Origin of the sequence: Pseudomonas sp. REST10, assembly GCF_029542605.1 — a bacterium.
GTDB classification, from domain to species: Bacteria; Pseudomonadota; Gammaproteobacteria; order Pseudomonadales; family Pseudomonadaceae; genus Aquipseudomonas; species Aquipseudomonas khazarica.
Genome location: NZ_CP035677.1, coordinates 4,199,228 through 4,215,186, shown reverse-complemented (window position 1 = coordinate 4,215,186; position 15,959 = coordinate 4,199,228). Strand labels below are relative to the sequence as shown.

The window sequence follows — 15,959 nt, the reverse complement described above, 5'->3', positions numbered from 1 at the left end:
ACGTTTATCCTGATTTGCTTGCAGCTTGCAGCTTGCAGCTGGTTCAGCCCTGGTAGCGAATGACGTTGGACAGGTTGCGATTCGGCTTGGGGTTCTTGCGATAGAGCAGGGCGACCTTGCCGATCGACTGGACCAGTTCGGCGCGGCCGCTTTCGCACAGGGCCACGATGGCGGCCTGGCGGTCCTCGCGTTCGGCGAGGCGCAGCTGTACCTTGATCAGCTCGTGATCGTTCAGGGCACGGTCCAGCTCTGCCAGCACGCCCTCGGTCAAACCATTGTCGGCCACGATCAATACAGGTTTCAGGTGGTGGCCGATAGATTTGAATTGTTTCTTCTGCTCTTGAGTGAGCGGCATAATCGTTAGTACCTAATTCGGTCTGGAAAACGGCGCCTATCTTACCCGAGCCCGCGCAGTTATTCATGACCCGTTGAGTCCGAGGTTTCAGTGGCACGTTCCAAGACCAGCCAGCGTTGGCTGAAAGAACATTTCGACGATCCTTACGTGAAGATGGCGCAGAAGGACGGCTATCGTTCGCGCGCCAGCTACAAGCTGCTGGAAATCCAGGAGAAGGATCGCATCCTGCGTCCCGGCATGACCGTGGTCGACCTCGGCGCCGCGCCGGGTGGCTGGTCGCAGGTCACCAGCCGGGTGATCGGTGACAAGGGGCGTCTGATCGCCTCCGACATCCTGGAGATGGACAGTATTCCGGATGTGACCTTCATCCAGGGCGACTTCACCGATGATGCCGTGTTCGAGCAGATCCTCGCCGCCATCGGGGAAAACCCGGTTGACCTTGTTATTTCCGATATGGCCCCCAATATGAGTGGGGTGAGGACGGCGGATCAGGCGCGCGCGATGTATCTGTGCGAGCTGGCGCTGGACCTGGCCGGGCGCGTGCTGCGTCCGGGCGGGGACTTTCTGATCAAGATTTTCCAAGGTGAGGGGTTCGATACCTATCACCGGCAGGTGCGCGACACCTTCGACAAGGTGCAGATGCGCAAGCCGTTGTCGTCGCGCGATCGCTCTCGTGAGCAGTACCTGCTGGCGCGGGGCTTTCGCGGGTTGTGAGTTGCAACGACGGCCCGACCTGCTGGTCTCAGGTAGTACAACCCTCATAAAGGGTTACAGACGGTGCCTGCGGGATGTGGGCGTTTGGTGTAAGTTAGGCCGGTATATCATTGGTCGTCATGGGAAGCGCGCTTCGCCACGAGGCCTGCTTCAGAGGGTAGCTAATTGAACGACATGGCAAAGAATCTCATCCTGTGGCTGATCATCGCGGCGGTGCTGGTCACCGTGATGAACAATTTCTCCAGCCCGAGCGAGCCGCAGACCCTGAGCTACTCGCAGTTCATCGAGCAGGTCAAGGAAGGGCGCGTCGAGCGCGTGACCGTCGACGGCTACGTGATCACCGGCAAGCGCACCGACGGCGAAGGCTTCAAGACCATTCGTCCGGCGATCCAGGACGGCGGCCTGATCGGTGACCTGATCGACAACAACGTGGTCATCGAAGGCAAGCAGCCTGAGCAGCAGAGCATCTGGACCCAGCTGCTGGTAGCGAGCTTCCCGATCCTGGTGATCATCGCCGTGTTCATGTTCTTCATGCGCCAGATGCAGGGCGGTGCGGGCGGCAAGGGCGGGCCGATGAGCTTCGGCAAGTCCAAGGCGCGCCTGCTCTCCGAAGACCAGGTCAAGACCACCTTCGCCGATGTCGCCGGTTGCGACGAGGCCAAGGAGGAAGTCAGCGAGCTGGTGGAGTTCCTGCGTGACCCGGGCAAGTTCCAGCGCCTCGGTGGGCGCATCCCGCGTGGCGTGCTGATGGTCGGTTCCCCGGGTACCGGTAAGACGTTGCTGGCCAAGGCCGTGGCGGGCGAGGCCAAGGTGCCGTTCTTCACCATCTCCGGTTCCGATTTCGTGGAAATGTTCGTCGGTGTCGGTGCTTCCCGTGTCCGCGACATGTTCGATCAGGCCAAGAAGCACGCGCCGTGCATCATCTTCATCGATGAGATTGACGCCGTGGGTCGCCATCGTGGCGCCGGCATGGGCGGCGGTCATGACGAGCGCGAGCAGACGCTCAACCAGCTGCTGGTGGAGATGGATGGCTTCGAGATGAACGATGGCATCATTGTCATCGCGGCCACCAACCGCCCCGACGTGCTCGACCCGGCGCTGCTGCGTCCCGGCCGCTTCGACCGCCAGGTGGTGGTGGGCCTGCCCGACATCCGTGGTCGCGAACAGATTCTGAAAGTGCACATGCGCAAGGTGCCGATGGGCGACGACGTCAATGCGGCAGTCATCGCGCGGGGTACCCCGGGCTTCTCCGGTGCCGATCTGGCCAACCTGGTCAACGAGGCGTCCCTGTTCGCTGCCCGTGCAGGCAAGCGTCTGGTGGAAATGAAGGAGTTCGAGCTGGCCAAGGACAAGATCATGATGGGCGCCGAGCGCAAGACCATGGTCATGTCCGACAAGGAGAAGCTCAACACGGCCTACCACGAGGCGGGTCACGCTATCGTCGGTCGTCTGGTGCCCGAGCATGATCCGGTCTACAAGGTGTCCATCATTCCGCGCGGTCGTGCCCTGGGCGTGACCATGTTCCTGCCGGAAGAGGATCGTTACAGCCTGAGCAAGCGCGCCCTGATCAGCCAGATCTGCTCGCTGTTCGGCGGCCGTATCGCCGAGGAGATGACCCTAGGTTTCGATGGCGTCACCACCGGTGCTTCCAACGACATCATGCGCGCCACTCAGCTGGCCAAGAACATGGTCACCAAGTGGGGGCTGTCCGAGAAGCTGGGTCCGCTGATGTACGCCGAGGAAGAAGGCGAAGTGTTCCTGGGACGCAGCATGGGCAGCCAGCACAGCAACGTGTCCGGTGAAACCGCCAAGCTAATCGACGAGGAAGTGCGTCGCATCATCGACGAGTGCTACGACACGGCCAAGCGCCTGCTGGTGGAAAACCGCGACAAGCTCGACGCCATGGCCGAAGCGCTGATGAAGTACGAAACCATCGACTCCGAGCAGATCGACGACATCATGAATGGCCGCGAGCCCCGCGAGCCACGTGGTTGGGATGGTGGTGGCGACTCCGGTGCGCCGCAGGCCAAGGTCGATGAGCCCAGTCGTCCCGAGAAGCCAATCGGCGGTCCTGCTGCCGAGCACTAAGGTCGCCTATGTCCTTTGCGCAACACCCGAGCCGGCTGCCCTGTGGCAGCCGGCTTCTTGATTTGTCCCGTCCGCACGTGATGGGCATCCTCAATGTCACCCCTGATTCCTTCTCCGATGGCGGTCGCTTCACGGCGCGCGATGCTGCGTTGCGGCATGCCGAGGCGATGGTCAATGCCGGTGCCACGCTGATCGATGTCGGTGGTGAATCCACCCGTCCTGGCGCCCGGGCCGTGTCGCCGACCGAGGAGCTGGAGCGAGTCGCGCCGGTGGTCGAGGCCATCGCGCGTGAGCTGGACGTCATCATCTCGGTCGACACCTCGACGCCCGCGGTCATGCGCGAGAGTGCGAGGCTGGGGGCGGGGTTGATCAATGACGTGCGCTCGCTGCAGCGCGATGGCGCGCTGGACGCCGCCGCCGACAGTGGCCTGCCGGTGTGCCTGATGCACATGCGCGGCGAGCCGGGCAACATGCAGGACAACCCGCAGTACCCGGACATCGTCGCCGAAGTGCGGGGCTTTCTCGTCGAGCGCATGGCGGCATGCGCGGCCGCCGGTATACCCGCTGAGCGGATCGTGCTCGATCCGGGCTTCGGTTTTGCCAAGACGCTGGAGCATAATCTGGCCTTGTTCAGGCACATGGGCGAGCTCTCCGGGCTGGGCCGGCCGCTGCTGGTGGGCGTCTCGCGCAAGAGCATGATCGGCAAGGTGCTTGGCCACGAGGTTGGCGGGCGGCTCTACGGCAGCCTGGCGCTGGCTGCCCTGGCGCTGACCAAGGGCGCACATATTCTGCGTGTGCACGATGTCGCCGAAACGGTGGACGTGGTGCGCATGGTCGCTGCGGTTGAAGCAGCGCAATAACAAGGAAAGACTGATGGCTAGAAAATACTTCGGCACCGATGGCATCCGTGGCCATGTGGGGCAGTTTCCGATCACCCCTGACTTCATGCTCAAGCTCGGCTGGGCTGCAGGCATGGCATTTCGCAAGCAGGGCAAATGCCGCATCCTGATCGGCAAGGACACGCGTATCTCCGGCTACATGTTCGAGTCCGCCCTCGAGGCAGGTCTGGCGGCTGCCGGTGCCGACGTACAGCTGCTCGGTCCGATGCCGACGCCGGCCATCGCTTACCTCACGCGGACCTTCCAGGCTGATGCCGGTATCGTCATCAGCGCCTCGCACAATCCGCATGACGACAATGGCATCAAGTTCTTCTCCAGCGAAGGCACCAAGCTGCCGGACGATGTCGAGATGATGATCGAGGAGTTGCTCGATCAGCCGATGACCGTGGTCGAGTCTGCCGGCATCGGCAAGGCTTCGCGGATCAACGACGCCTCGGGTCGCTACATCGAGTTCTGCAAGGGCAGCGTGCCCAGTGGTACCAGCTTCAAGGGCCTGAAGATCGTCATCGATTGCGCCCATGGCGCTGCCTACAAGGTGGCGCCCAGCGTGTTCCGCGAGCTGGGTGCCGAAGTGCGGGTCATCTCGGCGCAGCCCGATGGCCTCAATATCAACGATGGCTGTGGTTCCACTCATATCGCGGCGTTGCAGGCCGAGGTCGTGGCGCAGCAGGCCGATCTCGGCATCGCCTTCGACGGTGATGCCGACCGCGTGCTGATGGTCGATCAATATGGTGCGGTCGTCGACGGCGACGAACTGCTGTTCATCATCGCGCGCGACATGCAGGAGCGTGGGCGTCTGCGCGGTGGCGTGGTCGGTACGCTGATGAGCAATCTGGGCCTCGAGCTGGCGCTCGAGCAACTGAACATTCCTTTCGTGCGCGCCAGGGTGGGGGATCGCTACGTGATCGCCGAACTGCTGGAACGCAACTGGCTGCTGGGTGGCGAGAACTCGGGGCACCTGGTCTGCTTCCAGCACACCACCACGGGTGACGCCATCATCGCCGCTCTGCAGGTTCTCATGGCGCTGAAACGACGCCAGCAGACCCTGGTCGAGGCGCGCAGCGACCTGAAGAAGTGCCCGCAGGTGCTGGTCAACGTGCGTCTGTCGGGGGCTGTCGATCCGCTGGAGCACCCGTCGGTGAAGGATGCGTGTGCCCGTGTGACCGAGCAGATGGCCGGTCGCGGTCGCGTGTTGCTGCGCAAGTCCGGTACCGAGCCGCTGGTGCGGGTGATGGTCGAGGGCGACGAGGAAAGCAGCGTCCGTGGCTATGCTGATGAATTAGCTAAGATTGTTGCCGAAGTCTGTGCTTGATTGAGCTTGCTACCGAGGGTGCTCTTGGGTAACATCTGCGCCCTCTTTGATCGACGAGGTAAAACATGCGTCGCCCCTTGGTCGCCGGTAACTGGAAAATGCACGGTACCCGCGCCAGCGTCGCAGAGCTGATCGAAGGGCTGTGCCGGCAGGAATTGCCTGTCGGGATTGATGTCGCGGTGTTTCCCTCCAGTCTGCATATCGCCCAGGTCGTTCACGGTCTGGCGGATGGTGCAGTGAAGGTTGGAGCGCAGGATTGCGCGGCGCAGGTGGAGCAGGGTGCCCTGACCGGTGAGTTGGCGACGAGCCAGCTGGTCGATGGCGGTTGCGAGCTTGTGCTGGTCGGCCACTCCGAGCGTCGTCTGATTCTGGGCGAGAGCGATGAGGTGGTGGTCGGCAAGTTTGCGGCCGTGCAGAAAGCGGGCTTGATTCCCGTGCTCTGCCTTGGTGAGACCCGTGAGCAGCGTGAGGCGAATGCAACGCTGGGTGTGGTGGGAGGTCAGTTGGCCGCAGTGATCGATGCCCTGGGTGTCGAGTCTCTGAAACAGGCCGTGGTGGCTTATGAGCCTGTATGGGCCATTGGTACCGGTTTGACCGCTACGCCTGAGCAGGCTCAGGAAGTGCACGCAGCGATCCGCGCGCAGGTTGCGCAGCTGGATGCTGAGGTGGCGAGCGGGCTGAGAATTCTTTATGGCGGCAGTGTCAAGGCCGCCAGTGCAGCCGAGTTGTTCGGCATGCAGGATATCGATGGGGGGCTCGTGGGTGGAGCCTCTCTGAATGCGGATGAATTCGGTGCGATCTGTCGCGCTGCAGGAAACTGAAGAATGCTGGAAACAGTCATTGTTGTTCTGCACCTGCTGGGTGCGATCGGGATTGTGGTGCTGGTGTTGTTGCAGCAGGGTAAAGGTGCTGACGCCGGTGCGTCGTTCGGTTCGGGTGCTTCGGCAACTGTATTCGGAAGCCAAGGTTCCTCTACCTTTCTGAGTAAGTTTACTGGTATACTCGCCGCAGCTTTTTTCATTACCAGCTTGGGTTTAGCGTACTTTGCTAAAGAAAAAGCTGATGCACTGACACAGGTTGGCCTTCCTGATCCAGCGGTTCTGGAAGTTCAACAAAAGCCGGCGGTCGAAGACGTGCCGGTGCTCGAAGAGCAAGCCCCAGCATCCGAAGCTTCGGATGTGCCGGAGGCTCCAGAGCAGTAACCGTTTTGCCGAGGTGGTGGAATTGGTAGACACGCTACCTTGAGGTGGTAGTGGCCATAGGCTGTAGGGGTTCGAGTCCCCTCCTCGGTACCATACTCAAGAAAGCCCGCTGTTAGCGGGCTTTCTTGTTGCTGGAGTGTTGGTTGACCCTCGCCAGGGGGTGGCCGTATAATTCCGGCCCAGCTTTGACGCGGGGTGGAGCAGTCTGGTAGCTCGTCGGGCTCATAACCCGAAGGTCGTTGGTTCAAATCCAGCCCCCGCAACCAGTTTCAGCAGGCCCCTTTTCAGGGGCTTTTTGTTAGCTGAAAGACAGTGTCCGCAGCGATTTTTGCGGATTGAAGGGATGGGCGTTTCGCCCATTTTTTATTTGCACAGCATGCACGAGGGCCGTTAAGTGTCGAGCAAGCTAGAACAGTTGCAGGCCTTGTTGGCCCCGGTAATCGAGGCGCTCGGTTATCAATGTTGGGGCATCGAGTTCCTGTCGCAGGGGCGTCATTCGCTGCTGCGTGTCTATATCGATAAGGCAGATGGCATCCTGATCGACGATTGCGAGATCGTCAGCCGTCAGCTCAGTGGTGTGCTCGACGTCGAGGACCCGATTTCCTCGGAGTACACGCTGGAAGTTTCTTCTCCTGGCATGGATCGCCCGCTGTTCACCCTTGAACAGTTCGCGACACATGTCGGTGAGCAGGTGAAGATCAAGCTGCGCTCGCCTTTCGACGGGCGGCGCAACTTCCAGGGCCTTCTCCGTGGTGTGGAGGAGCAGGACGTGGTGGTGCAGGTGGATGACCACGAGTACCTGTTGCCGATCGACTTGATCGACAAGGCCAATATCATCCCCCGATTTGATTGAGACGCGCTGTCTGCGTCGTTGCCGTGCTCCGCGATGGTTCGCAGCACGGGGCGCAGATGACGCGAAGGTAGCGCGGCCGTGCACGAATGTAGCGCCACTGGCGTGAACGTGACGCAGATTGCGCAGAACCAATGGATTGCGAGAGGCGAGGCGTACGATGAGCAAAGAAGTACTGCTGGTTGTTGAGTCGGTATCCAATGAAAAGGGTGTACCGGCCGGCGTGATTTTCGAGGCGCTGGAGCTGGCTCTGGCGACCGCCACCAAGAAACGTTTCGAAGACGAAGTCGATCTGCGTGTGTCGATCAACCGACACAATGGCAGCTACGAGACTTTCCGTCGCTGGACGGTGGTCGACGAGTCCGAGTTCGAGGACCCGGCCTACCAGTTGACCGACGACATGCCGCAGGCGGTCGAGGCCAATGCCAAGATCGGTGACGTGCTCGAAGAGAAGGTCGATTCCATCGAGTTCGGTCGTATCGCCGCGCAAACCGCCAAGCAGGTCATCGTGCAGAAAGTGCGCGAAGCCGAACGTGCGCAAGTGGTCGATGCCTATCGCGAGCGTCTGGGCGAGATCATCTCCGGTACCGTGAAGAAGGTCACCCGCGACAACGTCATCGTCGACCTCGGCAACAATGCCGAGGCGCTGCTGGCTCGTGAAGACATCATCCCGCGCGAAACCTTCCGCGTCGGTGTGCGTCTGCGTGCCCTGCTCAAGGAAATCCGTACCGAGAACCGCGGCCCGCAGCTGATCCTGTCGCGTACCGCGCCGGAAATGCTGATCGAGCTGTTCCGTATCGAAGTGCCGGAGATCGCCGAAGGGCTGATCGACGTCAAGGCCGCCTCCCGTGATCCGGGTTCGCGCGCCAAGATCGCCGTGCGCTCCAAGGACAAGCGTATCGACCCGCAGGGCGCCTGCATCGGCATGCGCGGTTCTCGCGTGCAGGCCGTGTCCGGCGAGCTGGGCGGCGAGCGTGTGGATATCGTGCTGTGGGATGACAATCCTGCGCAGTTCGTGATCAACGCCATGTCGCCGGCCGAAGTGGCAGCGATCATTGTCGATGAAGATGCCCATGCCATGGACATCGCTGTCGGCGAGGACAACCTGGCTCAGGCCATCGGTCGTGGTGGCCAGAACGTGCGCCTGGCCAGTCAGCTGACCGGCTGGACGCTGAACGTGATGACCGAGGCGGACATCCAGGCCAAGCAGCAGGCGGAAACCGGCGACATCATGCAGTCCTTCATCGACGAGCTGGAAGTCGACGAAGAACTGGCTCAAGTCCTGGTCGAAGAGGGTTTCACCAGTCTCGAAGAGATTGCCTACGTACCCATGGAAGAAATGCTCAGCATCGATGGCTTTGACGAGGACATCGTCAACGAGCTGCGTGCACGGGCCAAGGATCGTCTGCTGACCAAGGCGATCGCCAACGAGGAGAAGTTGGCAGATGCCCATCCGGCAGATGATTTGCTGGAACTGGAAGGCATGGACAAGGCGCTGGCTCTGGAGCTTGCGCTGCGCGGCGTGATTACCCGTGAAGACCTGGCCGAGCAGTCGATTGACGACCTGCTCGACATCGACGGCATCGACGAAGAGCGTGCCGGCAAGCTGATCATGGCCGCTCGAGCCCACTGGTTCGAATAAGCGGTTGCGGCCTGAGGAGAAAGATGCATGACGCAAGTCACGGTGAAAGAACTGGCCACAGTGGTCGACACTCCGGTAGAGCGCCTGCTGCAGCAGATGCGTGAAGCCGGCCTGTCCCACAGCAGCGCCGAACAAGTAGTGACCGACAGTGAGAAGCAGGCCCTGCTGGCCCATCTCAAGGGCAGTCACGGCGACAAGGTCGAAGAGCCGCGCAAGATTACCTTGCAGCGCAAGACCACCAGCACCCTCAAGGTTGCTGGCAGCAAGACCATCAGTGTTGAAGTGCGCAAGAAGAAGACCTTCGTCAAGCGCAGCCCGGAAGAGCTCGAAGCCGAGAAGCAGCGTGAGCTGGAAGCTCAGCAGGCTGCTGCCGAGGCCGAGCGTCTGAAGACCGAGGAAGAAGCCAAGCGCAAGGCCGAAGAAGAGGCCAAGCGCCAGGCAGCCACTGCTGTCAGCGAAGCCGCTTCGGCACCTGCTGCTGCAGCCGCGCCGGCAGCTGTCAGCGAGCCGGCCGTAGCCGCTCCGGTTGCCGAGGTCGAGCGCAAGAAAGAAGAAGTCCGTCGTCCTGAAAAGGCGCGTGATGAAGACGAGCGCCGCGATCGCAAGCACACGCAGCATCGCCCGACCGTCAAGGAAAAGGCTCCGGCTCCGCGCAGCGCCCCGCGCAGCGTCGACGAGGAAAGCGATGGCTTCCGTCGTGGCGGCCGTGGCAAGGCCAAGATGAAGAAGCGCAACCAGCACGGCTTCCAGGCTCCGGCCGGTCCGGTGGTGCGCGAGGTGTCGATCGGCGAGACCATCACCGTGGGCGAACTGGCCCAGCAGATGTCGGTGAAGGCTGCTGAAGTCATCAAGTTCATGTTCAAGATGGGTTCGCCTGCCACCATCAACCAGGTGCTGGATCAGGAAACTGCCCAGCTGGTCGCCGAAGAGCTGGGCCACAAGGTCAAGCTGGTCAGCGACAACGCCCTGGAAGATTCCCTGGCCGAATCGCTGAAGTTCGAAGGCGAGGCGCTGTCCCGTGCACCGGTCGTGACCGTCATGGGTCACGTCGACCACGGCAAGACCTCCCTGCTCGACTATATCCGTCGTGCCAAGGTAGCGTCCGGCGAAGCCGGTGGCATCACCCAGCACATCGGTGCCTACCACGTGGAAACCGAGCGTGGCATGGTCACGTTCCTCGACACCCCCGGTCACGCCGCGTTCACCCAGATGCGTGCCCGTGGTGCCAAGGCCACCGACATCGTCATCCTCGTCGTCGCTGCTGACGACGGCGTGATGCCGCAGACCCAGGAAGCCGTGCAGCACGCGAAAGCCGCTGGCGTGCCGATCGTGGTCGCGGTGAACAAGATGGACAAGCCGGAAGCCAACCCGGACAACATCAAGAACGGCCTGGCCGCGCTGGATGTGATCCCGGAAGAGTGGGGCGGCGACGCACCCTACGTACCGGTTTCCGCCAAGGCCGGTACCGGTATCGATGAGCTGCTCGAAGCCGTACTGCTGCAGGCTGAAGTACTCGAGCTGAAAGCCACTCCGACCGCTCCGGGTCGTGGTGTGGTGGTCGAGTCGCGTCTGGACAAGGGCCGTGGCCCGGTGGCTACCGTGCTGGTACAGGACGGTACCCTGCGTCAGGGCGACATGGTCCTGGTCGGCGTCAACTACGGCCGCGTGCGTGCCATGCTCGACGAGAACGGCAAGCCGATCAAGGAAGCCGGTCCGTCGATTCCGGTCGAGATCCTCGGCCTGGACGGCACCCCGGATGCCGGTGACGAGATGATGGTGGTGGCCGACGAGAAGAAGGCCCGCGAAGTTGCACTGTTCCGTCAGGGCAAGTTCCGCGAGGTCAAGCTGGCTCGTGCCCACGCCGGCAAGCTGGAAAACATCTTCGAGAGCATGGGCCAGGAAGAGAAGAAGACCCTCAACATCGTCCTCAAGGCCGATGTGCGTGGTTCTCTGGAAGCTCTGCAAGGCTCGCTCAGCACCCTCGGCAACGACGAAGTGCAAGTGCGTGTGGTCGGTGGCGGCGTCGGTGGTATCACCGAATCCGATGCCAACCTGGCGCTGGCTTCCAATGCCGTGCTGTTCGGCTTCAACGTCCGTGCTGACGCCGGTGCGCGCAAGATCGTCGAGTCCGAAGGCCTCGACATGCGCTACTACAACGTCATCTACGACATCATCGAAGACGTCAAGAAGGCGCTCACCGGTATGCTCGGCAGCGATGTTCGCGAGAACATCCTGGGCACCGCGGAAGTGCGTGACGTGTTCCGTTCGCCGAAGTTCGGCGCCGTCGCGGGCTGCATGGTCATCGAAGGTACCGTGTTCCGTAACCGTCCGATCCGCGTACTGCGCGAGGACGTGGTGATCTTCGAAGGCGAGCTGGAATCGCTGCGTCGCTTCAAGGACGACGTCGCCGAAGTGCGTAATGGCATGGAGTGCGGTATCGGCGTGAAGAGCTACAACGACGTCAAGGTCGGCGACAAGATCGAAGTGTTCGAGAAGGTCCAGGTCGCGCGCAGTCTGTAAGCGCAACCCCTTGATCATGCAACGCCCGGCCCCGCTCATGCGCGGCCGGGCGTTTGCCGCTTTTACGTCCGGTGCCGGCGAGGCGCCAGGACGAAGGAAAGGTAAGTAAGAAATGGCGAAAGATTACAGCCGTACCCAGCGTATCGGCGACCAGATGCAGCGTGAGCTGGCCGTGTTGATCCAGCGTGAGATCAAGGACCCGCGTCTGGGCCTGGTCACCATCACGGCCGTGGACGTCAGCCGCGACCTGTCCCATTCCAAAGTGTTCATCACCGTGATGGGCAAGGACGACGACGCCGAGCAGATCAAGCTCAACCTGGAGATCCTCTCCGAGGCAGCCGGCTATCTGCGTATGTTGCTGGGCAAGTCGATGAAGGTGCGCACCGTCCCGCAACTGCACTTCCAGTACGACGCCAGCATCCGTCGCGGTGCCGAGCTGTCGGCGCTGATCGAGCGTGCCGTGGCGGAAGACCGCAAGCACCAGGACGGCGGCGAGGAATAAGCGTGGCCCAGGTCAAACGTATTCGTCGCAAGGTCGACGGCATCATCCTGCTGGACAAGCCGCGCGGCTTCACCTCCAACGCGGCCCTGCAGAAGGTGCGCTGGTTGCTCAATGCCGAGAAGGCCGGGCACACCGGCAGCCTCGACCCGCTGGCCACCGGCGTGCTGCCGCTGTGCTTCGGCGAGGCGACCAAGTTCTCCCAGTACCTGCTCGATGCCGACAAGGGCTATGAGACGGTCGCCCAGCTTGGCGTCACCACCACCACCGGCGATGCCGAAGGTGAGGTGATCGCGCGCCTCCCGGTGACCGTTGGTCGCAGCGAAATCGAGGCACTGCTGCCGCGTTTTCGCGGAGAAATCAAACAGATACCTCCGATGTACTCGGCCCTGAAGAAGGACGGCCAGCCGCTTTACAAGCTGGCGCGCGCCGGTGAAGTAGTGGAGCGCGAGGCGCGTTCTGTTACTATTGCGCGCCTGGAATTGCTGGCCCTCGAGGGTGAGCAGGCGCGTTTGTCGGTGGACTGCAGCAAGGGCACCTATATTCGGACCCTGGTCGAGGATCTTGGCCAACTGCTCGGTTGCGGCGCACACGTCGCCGAACTGCGGCGCACCAAGGCCGGCCCGTTCGACCTGTCACGCACCGTGACCCTGGAAGAGCTGGAAGCGGCGCATGCCGAAAGCGGCAATGAAGCGCTCGATCGCTTCCTGCAGCCGGTCGACAGCGGCCTGCAGGACTGGCCGCTGCTGCAGTTCTCCGAGCACAGTGCGTTCTACTGGTTGCAAGGGCAGCCGGTGCGGGCGCCGGAAGCGCCGAAGTTCGGCATGGTCCGCGTGCAGGACCACAACGGTCGCTTCATCGGCATCGGTGAGGTGAGCGACGACGGGCGCATCGCGCCGCGTCGACTGATTTACACCGGTGCGTAGCACGGGTGCAGGCTCGGTCCTCAAGGGCCGGGTTGAGAGAAAGCGGTGCATGGCACCGAATGGTTCGGCCGCGAGGTCGAAGCCGGGGTGATAGCGAAGCTGTCATCCGGTACTGCGAGGGTGGCTGTCAGTAGGCACGGTCATACCTCTTTTTAAAACACGGGGAGCGATTCCCGGCCTATTGAGACTGCTTCGGCAGTTTCCAGATGAGAGGAAGCCAACATGGCACTCAGCGTTGAAGAAAAAGCCCAGATCGTTAACGACTACAAGCAAGCTGAAGGCGATACCGGTAGCCCGGAAGTGCAGGTAGCCCTGCTGACCGCCAACATCAACAAGCTGCAAGGTCACTTCAAGGCCAACGGCAAGGATCACCACAGCCGTCGTGGTCTGATCCGTATGGTTAACCAGCGTCGTAAGCTGCTGGACTACCTGAAGGCCAAGGACACCAGTCGTTACAGCGCCCTGATCGGTCGCCTGGGCCTGCGTCGTTAATAGACGCGAGCTGCACAAGTTGGAAGCTGGGAGTTCGGAGCGGCAAGTCGGGGCATGATCCCCGACCTGCGGCTCCGGGCTTCCAGCTTTTGGCTTTTCGAAGGATGCATCGGGTCCGACTCCCGTGCCGCTTTCAGATTTCCCCCAAGGCAACAGAGAGAAGGAAAACACCGTGAACCCGGTAATCAAGCAATTCAAGTTCGGTCAGTCGACCGTAACCCTCGAGACTGGCCGTATTGCCCGTCAAGCCAGCGGTGCCGTGCTGGTGACCGTCGACAACGACGTGACCGTGCTGGTGACCGTCGTGGGTGCCAAGAGCGCCGACCCGAGCAAAGGCTTCTTCCCGCTGTCCGTGCACTACCAGGAGAAGACCTACGCAGCCGGCAAGATTCCTGGCGGCTTCTTCAAGCGTGAAGGCCGTCCGAGCGAGAAGGAAACCCTGACCTCGCGCCTGATCGACCGTCCGATCCGTCCGCTGTTCCCCGAAGGCTTCATGAACGAAGTGCAGGTCGTCTGCACCGTCGTTTCCACCAGCAAGAAGACCGATCCGGACGTTGCCGCCATGATCGGTACCTCCGCTGCCCTGGCCGTTTCCGGCATTCCGTTCAACGGCCCGATCGGTGCCGCGCGCGTAGCCTTCCACCCGGATACCGGCTACCTGCTGAACCCCAACTACGAGCAGCTCAAGGCGTCCAGCCTGGACATGGTCGTGGCCGGTACCGAAACCGCCGTACTGATGGTCGAGTCGGAAGCCCAGGAGCTGACCGAAGACCAGATGCTCGGTGCCGTACTGTTCGCCCACCAGGAATTCCAGGCCGTGATCCAGGCCGTCAAGGAATTCGCTGCCGAAGCAGGCAAGCCGACCTGGAACTGGCAGGCTCCGGCCGCCAACACTCCGCTGCTGGACGCCATCCGCAGCCAGTTCGGCGCCGCCATCAGCCAGGCCTACACCATCACCATCAAGCAGGACCGCTACAACCGTCTGGGCGAGCTGCGTGATGAAGTCGTCGCGGCCCTGGCCGGCGAAGGCGAAGGTCAGTTCCCGGCTGACGAAGTCAAAGCCGCTTTCGGCGAGATCGAATACCGCACCGTTCGCCAGAACATCGTCGATGGCAAGCCGCGTATCGACGGTCGCGACACCCGCACCGTGCGTCCGCTGAAGATCGAAGTCGGCGTGCTGGACAAGACCCACGGTTCGGCGCTGTTCACCCGTGGTGAAACTCAGGCGCTGGTCGTCGCCACCCTGGGCACCGCCCGCGACGCACAGCTGCTGGATACCCTGGAAGGCGAGAAGAAAGACCCCTTCATGCTGCACTACAACTTCCCGCCGTTCTCGGTCGGTGAGTGTGGTCGCATGGGTGGCGCTGGCCGCCGCGAAATCGGTCACGGCCGCCTGGCCCGTCGTGGCGTCGCTGCCATGCTGCCGAAGGACGACGAGTTCCCGTACACCATCCGTGTGGTATCGGAAATCACCGAGTCCAACGGTTCGTCCTCCATGGCTTCGGTCTGCGGCGCTTCCCTGGCGCTGATGGACGCCGGTGTGCCGATGAAGGCGCCGGTTGCCGGTATCGCCATGGGTCTCGTACTGGAAGGCGAGAAGTTTGCCGTTCTGACCGACATCCTCGGTGACGAAGATCACCTGGGCGACATGGACTTCAAGGTGGCCGGTACCGCCAAGGGCGTCACCGCGCTGCAGATGGACATCAAGATCCAGGGCATCACCGAAGAGATCATGGAGCAGGCGCTGGAGCAGGCGCTGGAAGCCCGTCTGAACATCCTCGGCCAGATGAACCAGGTCATCGCCCAGTCGCGCACCGAGCTGTCGGCCAATGCCCCGACCATGCTGGCGATGAAGATCGACCAGGACAAGATCCGCGACGTGATCGGCAAGGGTGGCGCCACCATCCGTGGTATCTGCGAAGAGACCAAGGCTTCGATCGACATCGAAGACGACGGCTCGATCAAGATCTTCGGCGAAACCAAGGAAGCGGCCGAGGCTGCCAAGCAGCGCGTTCTGGCCATCACCGCGGAAGCCGAGATCGGCAAGATCTACGTCGGCAAGGTCGAGCGCATCGTCGACTTCGGTGCCTTCGTCAACATCCTGCCGGGCAAGGACGGTCTGGTGCACATCTCCATGCTGAGCGATCAGCGCGTGGAGAAGGTCACCGACGTACTGAAGGAAGGCCAGGAAGTGAAGGTACTGGTTCTGGACGTGGACAACCGCGGCCGTATCAAGCTGTCGATCAAGGACGTAGCGGCCGCCGAGGCCTCCGGCGTCTAAGCGATCCTTCGCTGGCTTGAACAGAAGGGCTCCTGCGGGGGCCCTTTTTTATGGTTCATCGCGCTTTCCCGGGGAAGGCGGCCTTGATTTTCAGGAAGAAATAGTCAGAGTCCCGGAAGCCATAGGCCATCCGCTTGATCACCTTGATGCGGTTGTTCACGCCTTCCAGGACGCTGGTG

The 15,959-nt window shown here is 61.9% G+C and carries 15 protein-coding genes and 2 tRNA genes; 15 read left to right on the top strand and 2 right to left on the bottom strand.

The window, feature by feature from the left end:
• Window positions 1-43 precede the first annotated feature (43 nt).
• Window positions 44-355: a ribosome assembly RNA-binding protein YhbY gene (gene yhbY / locus EWH21_RS19875; RefSeq protein ID WP_037050836.1), complete on the bottom strand. Its 312-nt coding sequence runs from the start codon at window positions 353-355 to the stop codon at window positions 44-46.
• A 90-nt stretch (window positions 356-445) separates the two neighbouring features.
• Between yhbY and rlmE the strand changes: the two genes are divergently transcribed.
• The 15 genes from rlmE (at window position 446) to pnp (ending at window position 15,780) form a co-directional block, all read left to right on the top strand.
• The gene (gene rlmE, locus EWH21_RS19870) at window positions 446-1,069 is read left to right on the top strand and encodes a 23S rRNA (uridine(2552)-2'-O)-methyltransferase RlmE (RefSeq protein ID WP_037050834.1); all 624 of its coding nucleotides are present in this window, start codon (window positions 446-448) and stop codon (window positions 1,067-1,069) included.
• A 174-nt stretch (window positions 1,070-1,243) separates the two neighbouring features.
• Window positions 1,244-3,157 (top strand): ATP-dependent zinc metalloprotease FtsH, encoded by a 1,914-nt coding sequence (gene ftsH, locus EWH21_RS19865; RefSeq protein WP_037050830.1) that lies wholly within the window; start codon window positions 1,244-1,246, stop codon window positions 3,155-3,157.
• 8 nt (window positions 3,158-3,165) lie between these two features.
• On the top strand, window positions 3,166-4,017 hold the full coding sequence (folP, locus tag EWH21_RS19860; RefSeq protein ID WP_277699149.1) for a dihydropteroate synthase: 852 nt from the start codon (window positions 3,166-3,168) through the stop codon (window positions 4,015-4,017).
• A gap of 13 nt (window positions 4,018-4,030) precedes the next feature.
• On the top strand, window positions 4,031-5,368 hold the full coding sequence (gene glmM / locus EWH21_RS19855; RefSeq protein ID WP_277699148.1) for a phosphoglucosamine mutase: 1,338 nt from the start codon (window positions 4,031-4,033) through the stop codon (window positions 5,366-5,368).
• A 65-nt stretch (window positions 5,369-5,433) separates the two neighbouring features.
• Window positions 5,434-6,189, top strand: a complete 756-nt coding sequence (gene tpiA, locus EWH21_RS19850) for a triose-phosphate isomerase (protein WP_277699147.1) — start codon at window positions 5,434-5,436, stop codon at window positions 6,187-6,189.
• A gap of 3 nt (window positions 6,190-6,192) precedes the next feature.
• Window positions 6,193-6,570, top strand: a complete 378-nt coding sequence (secG, locus tag EWH21_RS19845; RefSeq protein WP_047592286.1) for a preprotein translocase subunit SecG — start codon at window positions 6,193-6,195, stop codon at window positions 6,568-6,570.
• Between the two features lie 7 nt (window positions 6,571-6,577).
• Window positions 6,578-6,663 (top strand) — tRNA-Leu (locus EWH21_RS19840).
• A gap of 96 nt (window positions 6,664-6,759) precedes the next feature.
• A tRNA-Met gene (locus tag EWH21_RS19835) sits at window positions 6,760-6,836 on the top strand.
• Window positions 6,837-6,964: 128 nt separating this feature from the next.
• Window positions 6,965-7,423, top strand: coding sequence for a ribosome maturation factor RimP (gene rimP, locus EWH21_RS19830; protein ID WP_037050820.1), 459 nt, complete (start codon window positions 6,965-6,967; stop codon window positions 7,421-7,423).
• Between the two features lie 157 nt (window positions 7,424-7,580).
• The gene (gene nusA, locus EWH21_RS19825; protein ID WP_037050815.1) at window positions 7,581-9,062 is read left to right on the top strand and encodes a transcription termination factor NusA; all 1,482 of its coding nucleotides are present in this window, start codon (window positions 7,581-7,583) and stop codon (window positions 9,060-9,062) included.
• 27 nt (window positions 9,063-9,089) lie between these two features.
• Window positions 9,090-11,582, top strand: a complete 2,493-nt coding sequence (gene infB / locus EWH21_RS19820) for a translation initiation factor IF-2 (RefSeq protein ID WP_277699146.1) — start codon at window positions 9,090-9,092, stop codon at window positions 11,580-11,582.
• 112 nt (window positions 11,583-11,694) lie between these two features.
• Complete coding sequence (gene rbfA, locus EWH21_RS19815; RefSeq protein WP_037050808.1) at window positions 11,695-12,084, top strand: 30S ribosome-binding factor RbfA; 390 nt, start codon at window positions 11,695-11,697, stop codon at window positions 12,082-12,084.
• 2 nt (window positions 12,085-12,086) lie between these two features.
• On the top strand, window positions 12,087-13,007 hold the full coding sequence (truB, locus tag EWH21_RS19810) for a tRNA pseudouridine(55) synthase TruB (RefSeq protein WP_277699145.1): 921 nt from the start codon (window positions 12,087-12,089) through the stop codon (window positions 13,005-13,007).
• A 222-nt stretch (window positions 13,008-13,229) separates the two neighbouring features.
• Window positions 13,230-13,499: a 30S ribosomal protein S15 gene (rpsO, locus tag EWH21_RS19805; protein ID WP_047590392.1), complete on the top strand. Its 270-nt coding sequence runs from the start codon at window positions 13,230-13,232 to the stop codon at window positions 13,497-13,499.
• A 172-nt stretch (window positions 13,500-13,671) separates the two neighbouring features.
• A complete protein-coding gene (gene pnp / locus EWH21_RS19800; RefSeq protein ID WP_037050803.1) occupies window positions 13,672-15,780 on the top strand; it encodes a polyribonucleotide nucleotidyltransferase in 2,109 nt (702 codons plus the stop codon).
• A 55-nt stretch (window positions 15,781-15,835) separates the two neighbouring features.
• On the opposite strand, the gene EWH21_RS19795 is transcribed toward pnp, so the two are convergent.
• A partial coding sequence (locus EWH21_RS19795) for a transposase (RefSeq protein WP_277700592.1) occupies window positions 15,836-15,959 on the bottom strand: 124 nt, incomplete at its 5' end.

Excerpts from the sequence above, each read along its gene's own strand:
- yhbY (WP_037050836.1), bottom strand. The coding sequence starts at position 355 with ATGCCGCTCACTCAAGAGCAGAAGAAACAATTCAAATCTATCGGCCAC.
- ftsH (WP_037050830.1), top strand. The coding sequence starts at position 1,244 with ATGGCAAAGAATCTCATCCTGTGGCTGATCATCGCGGCGGTGCTGGTC.
- folP (WP_277699149.1), top strand. The coding sequence starts at position 3,166 with ATGTCCTTTGCGCAACACCCGAGCCGGCTGCCCTGTGGCAGCCGGCTT.
- glmM (WP_277699148.1), top strand. The coding sequence starts at position 4,031 with ATGGCTAGAAAATACTTCGGCACCGATGGCATCCGTGGCCATGTGGGG.
- tpiA (WP_277699147.1), top strand. The coding sequence starts at position 5,434 with ATGCGTCGCCCCTTGGTCGCCGGTAACTGGAAAATGCACGGTACCCGC.
- secG (WP_047592286.1), top strand. The coding sequence starts at position 6,193 with ATGCTGGAAACAGTCATTGTTGTTCTGCACCTGCTGGGTGCGATCGGG.
- nusA (WP_037050815.1), top strand. The coding sequence starts at position 7,581 with ATGAGCAAAGAAGTACTGCTGGTTGTTGAGTCGGTATCCAATGAAAAG.
- infB (WP_277699146.1), top strand. The coding sequence starts at position 9,090 with ATGACGCAAGTCACGGTGAAAGAACTGGCCACAGTGGTCGACACTCCG.
- rbfA (WP_037050808.1), top strand. The coding sequence starts at position 11,695 with ATGGCGAAAGATTACAGCCGTACCCAGCGTATCGGCGACCAGATGCAG.
- rpsO (WP_047590392.1), top strand. The coding sequence starts at position 13,230 with ATGGCACTCAGCGTTGAAGAAAAAGCCCAGATCGTTAACGACTACAAG.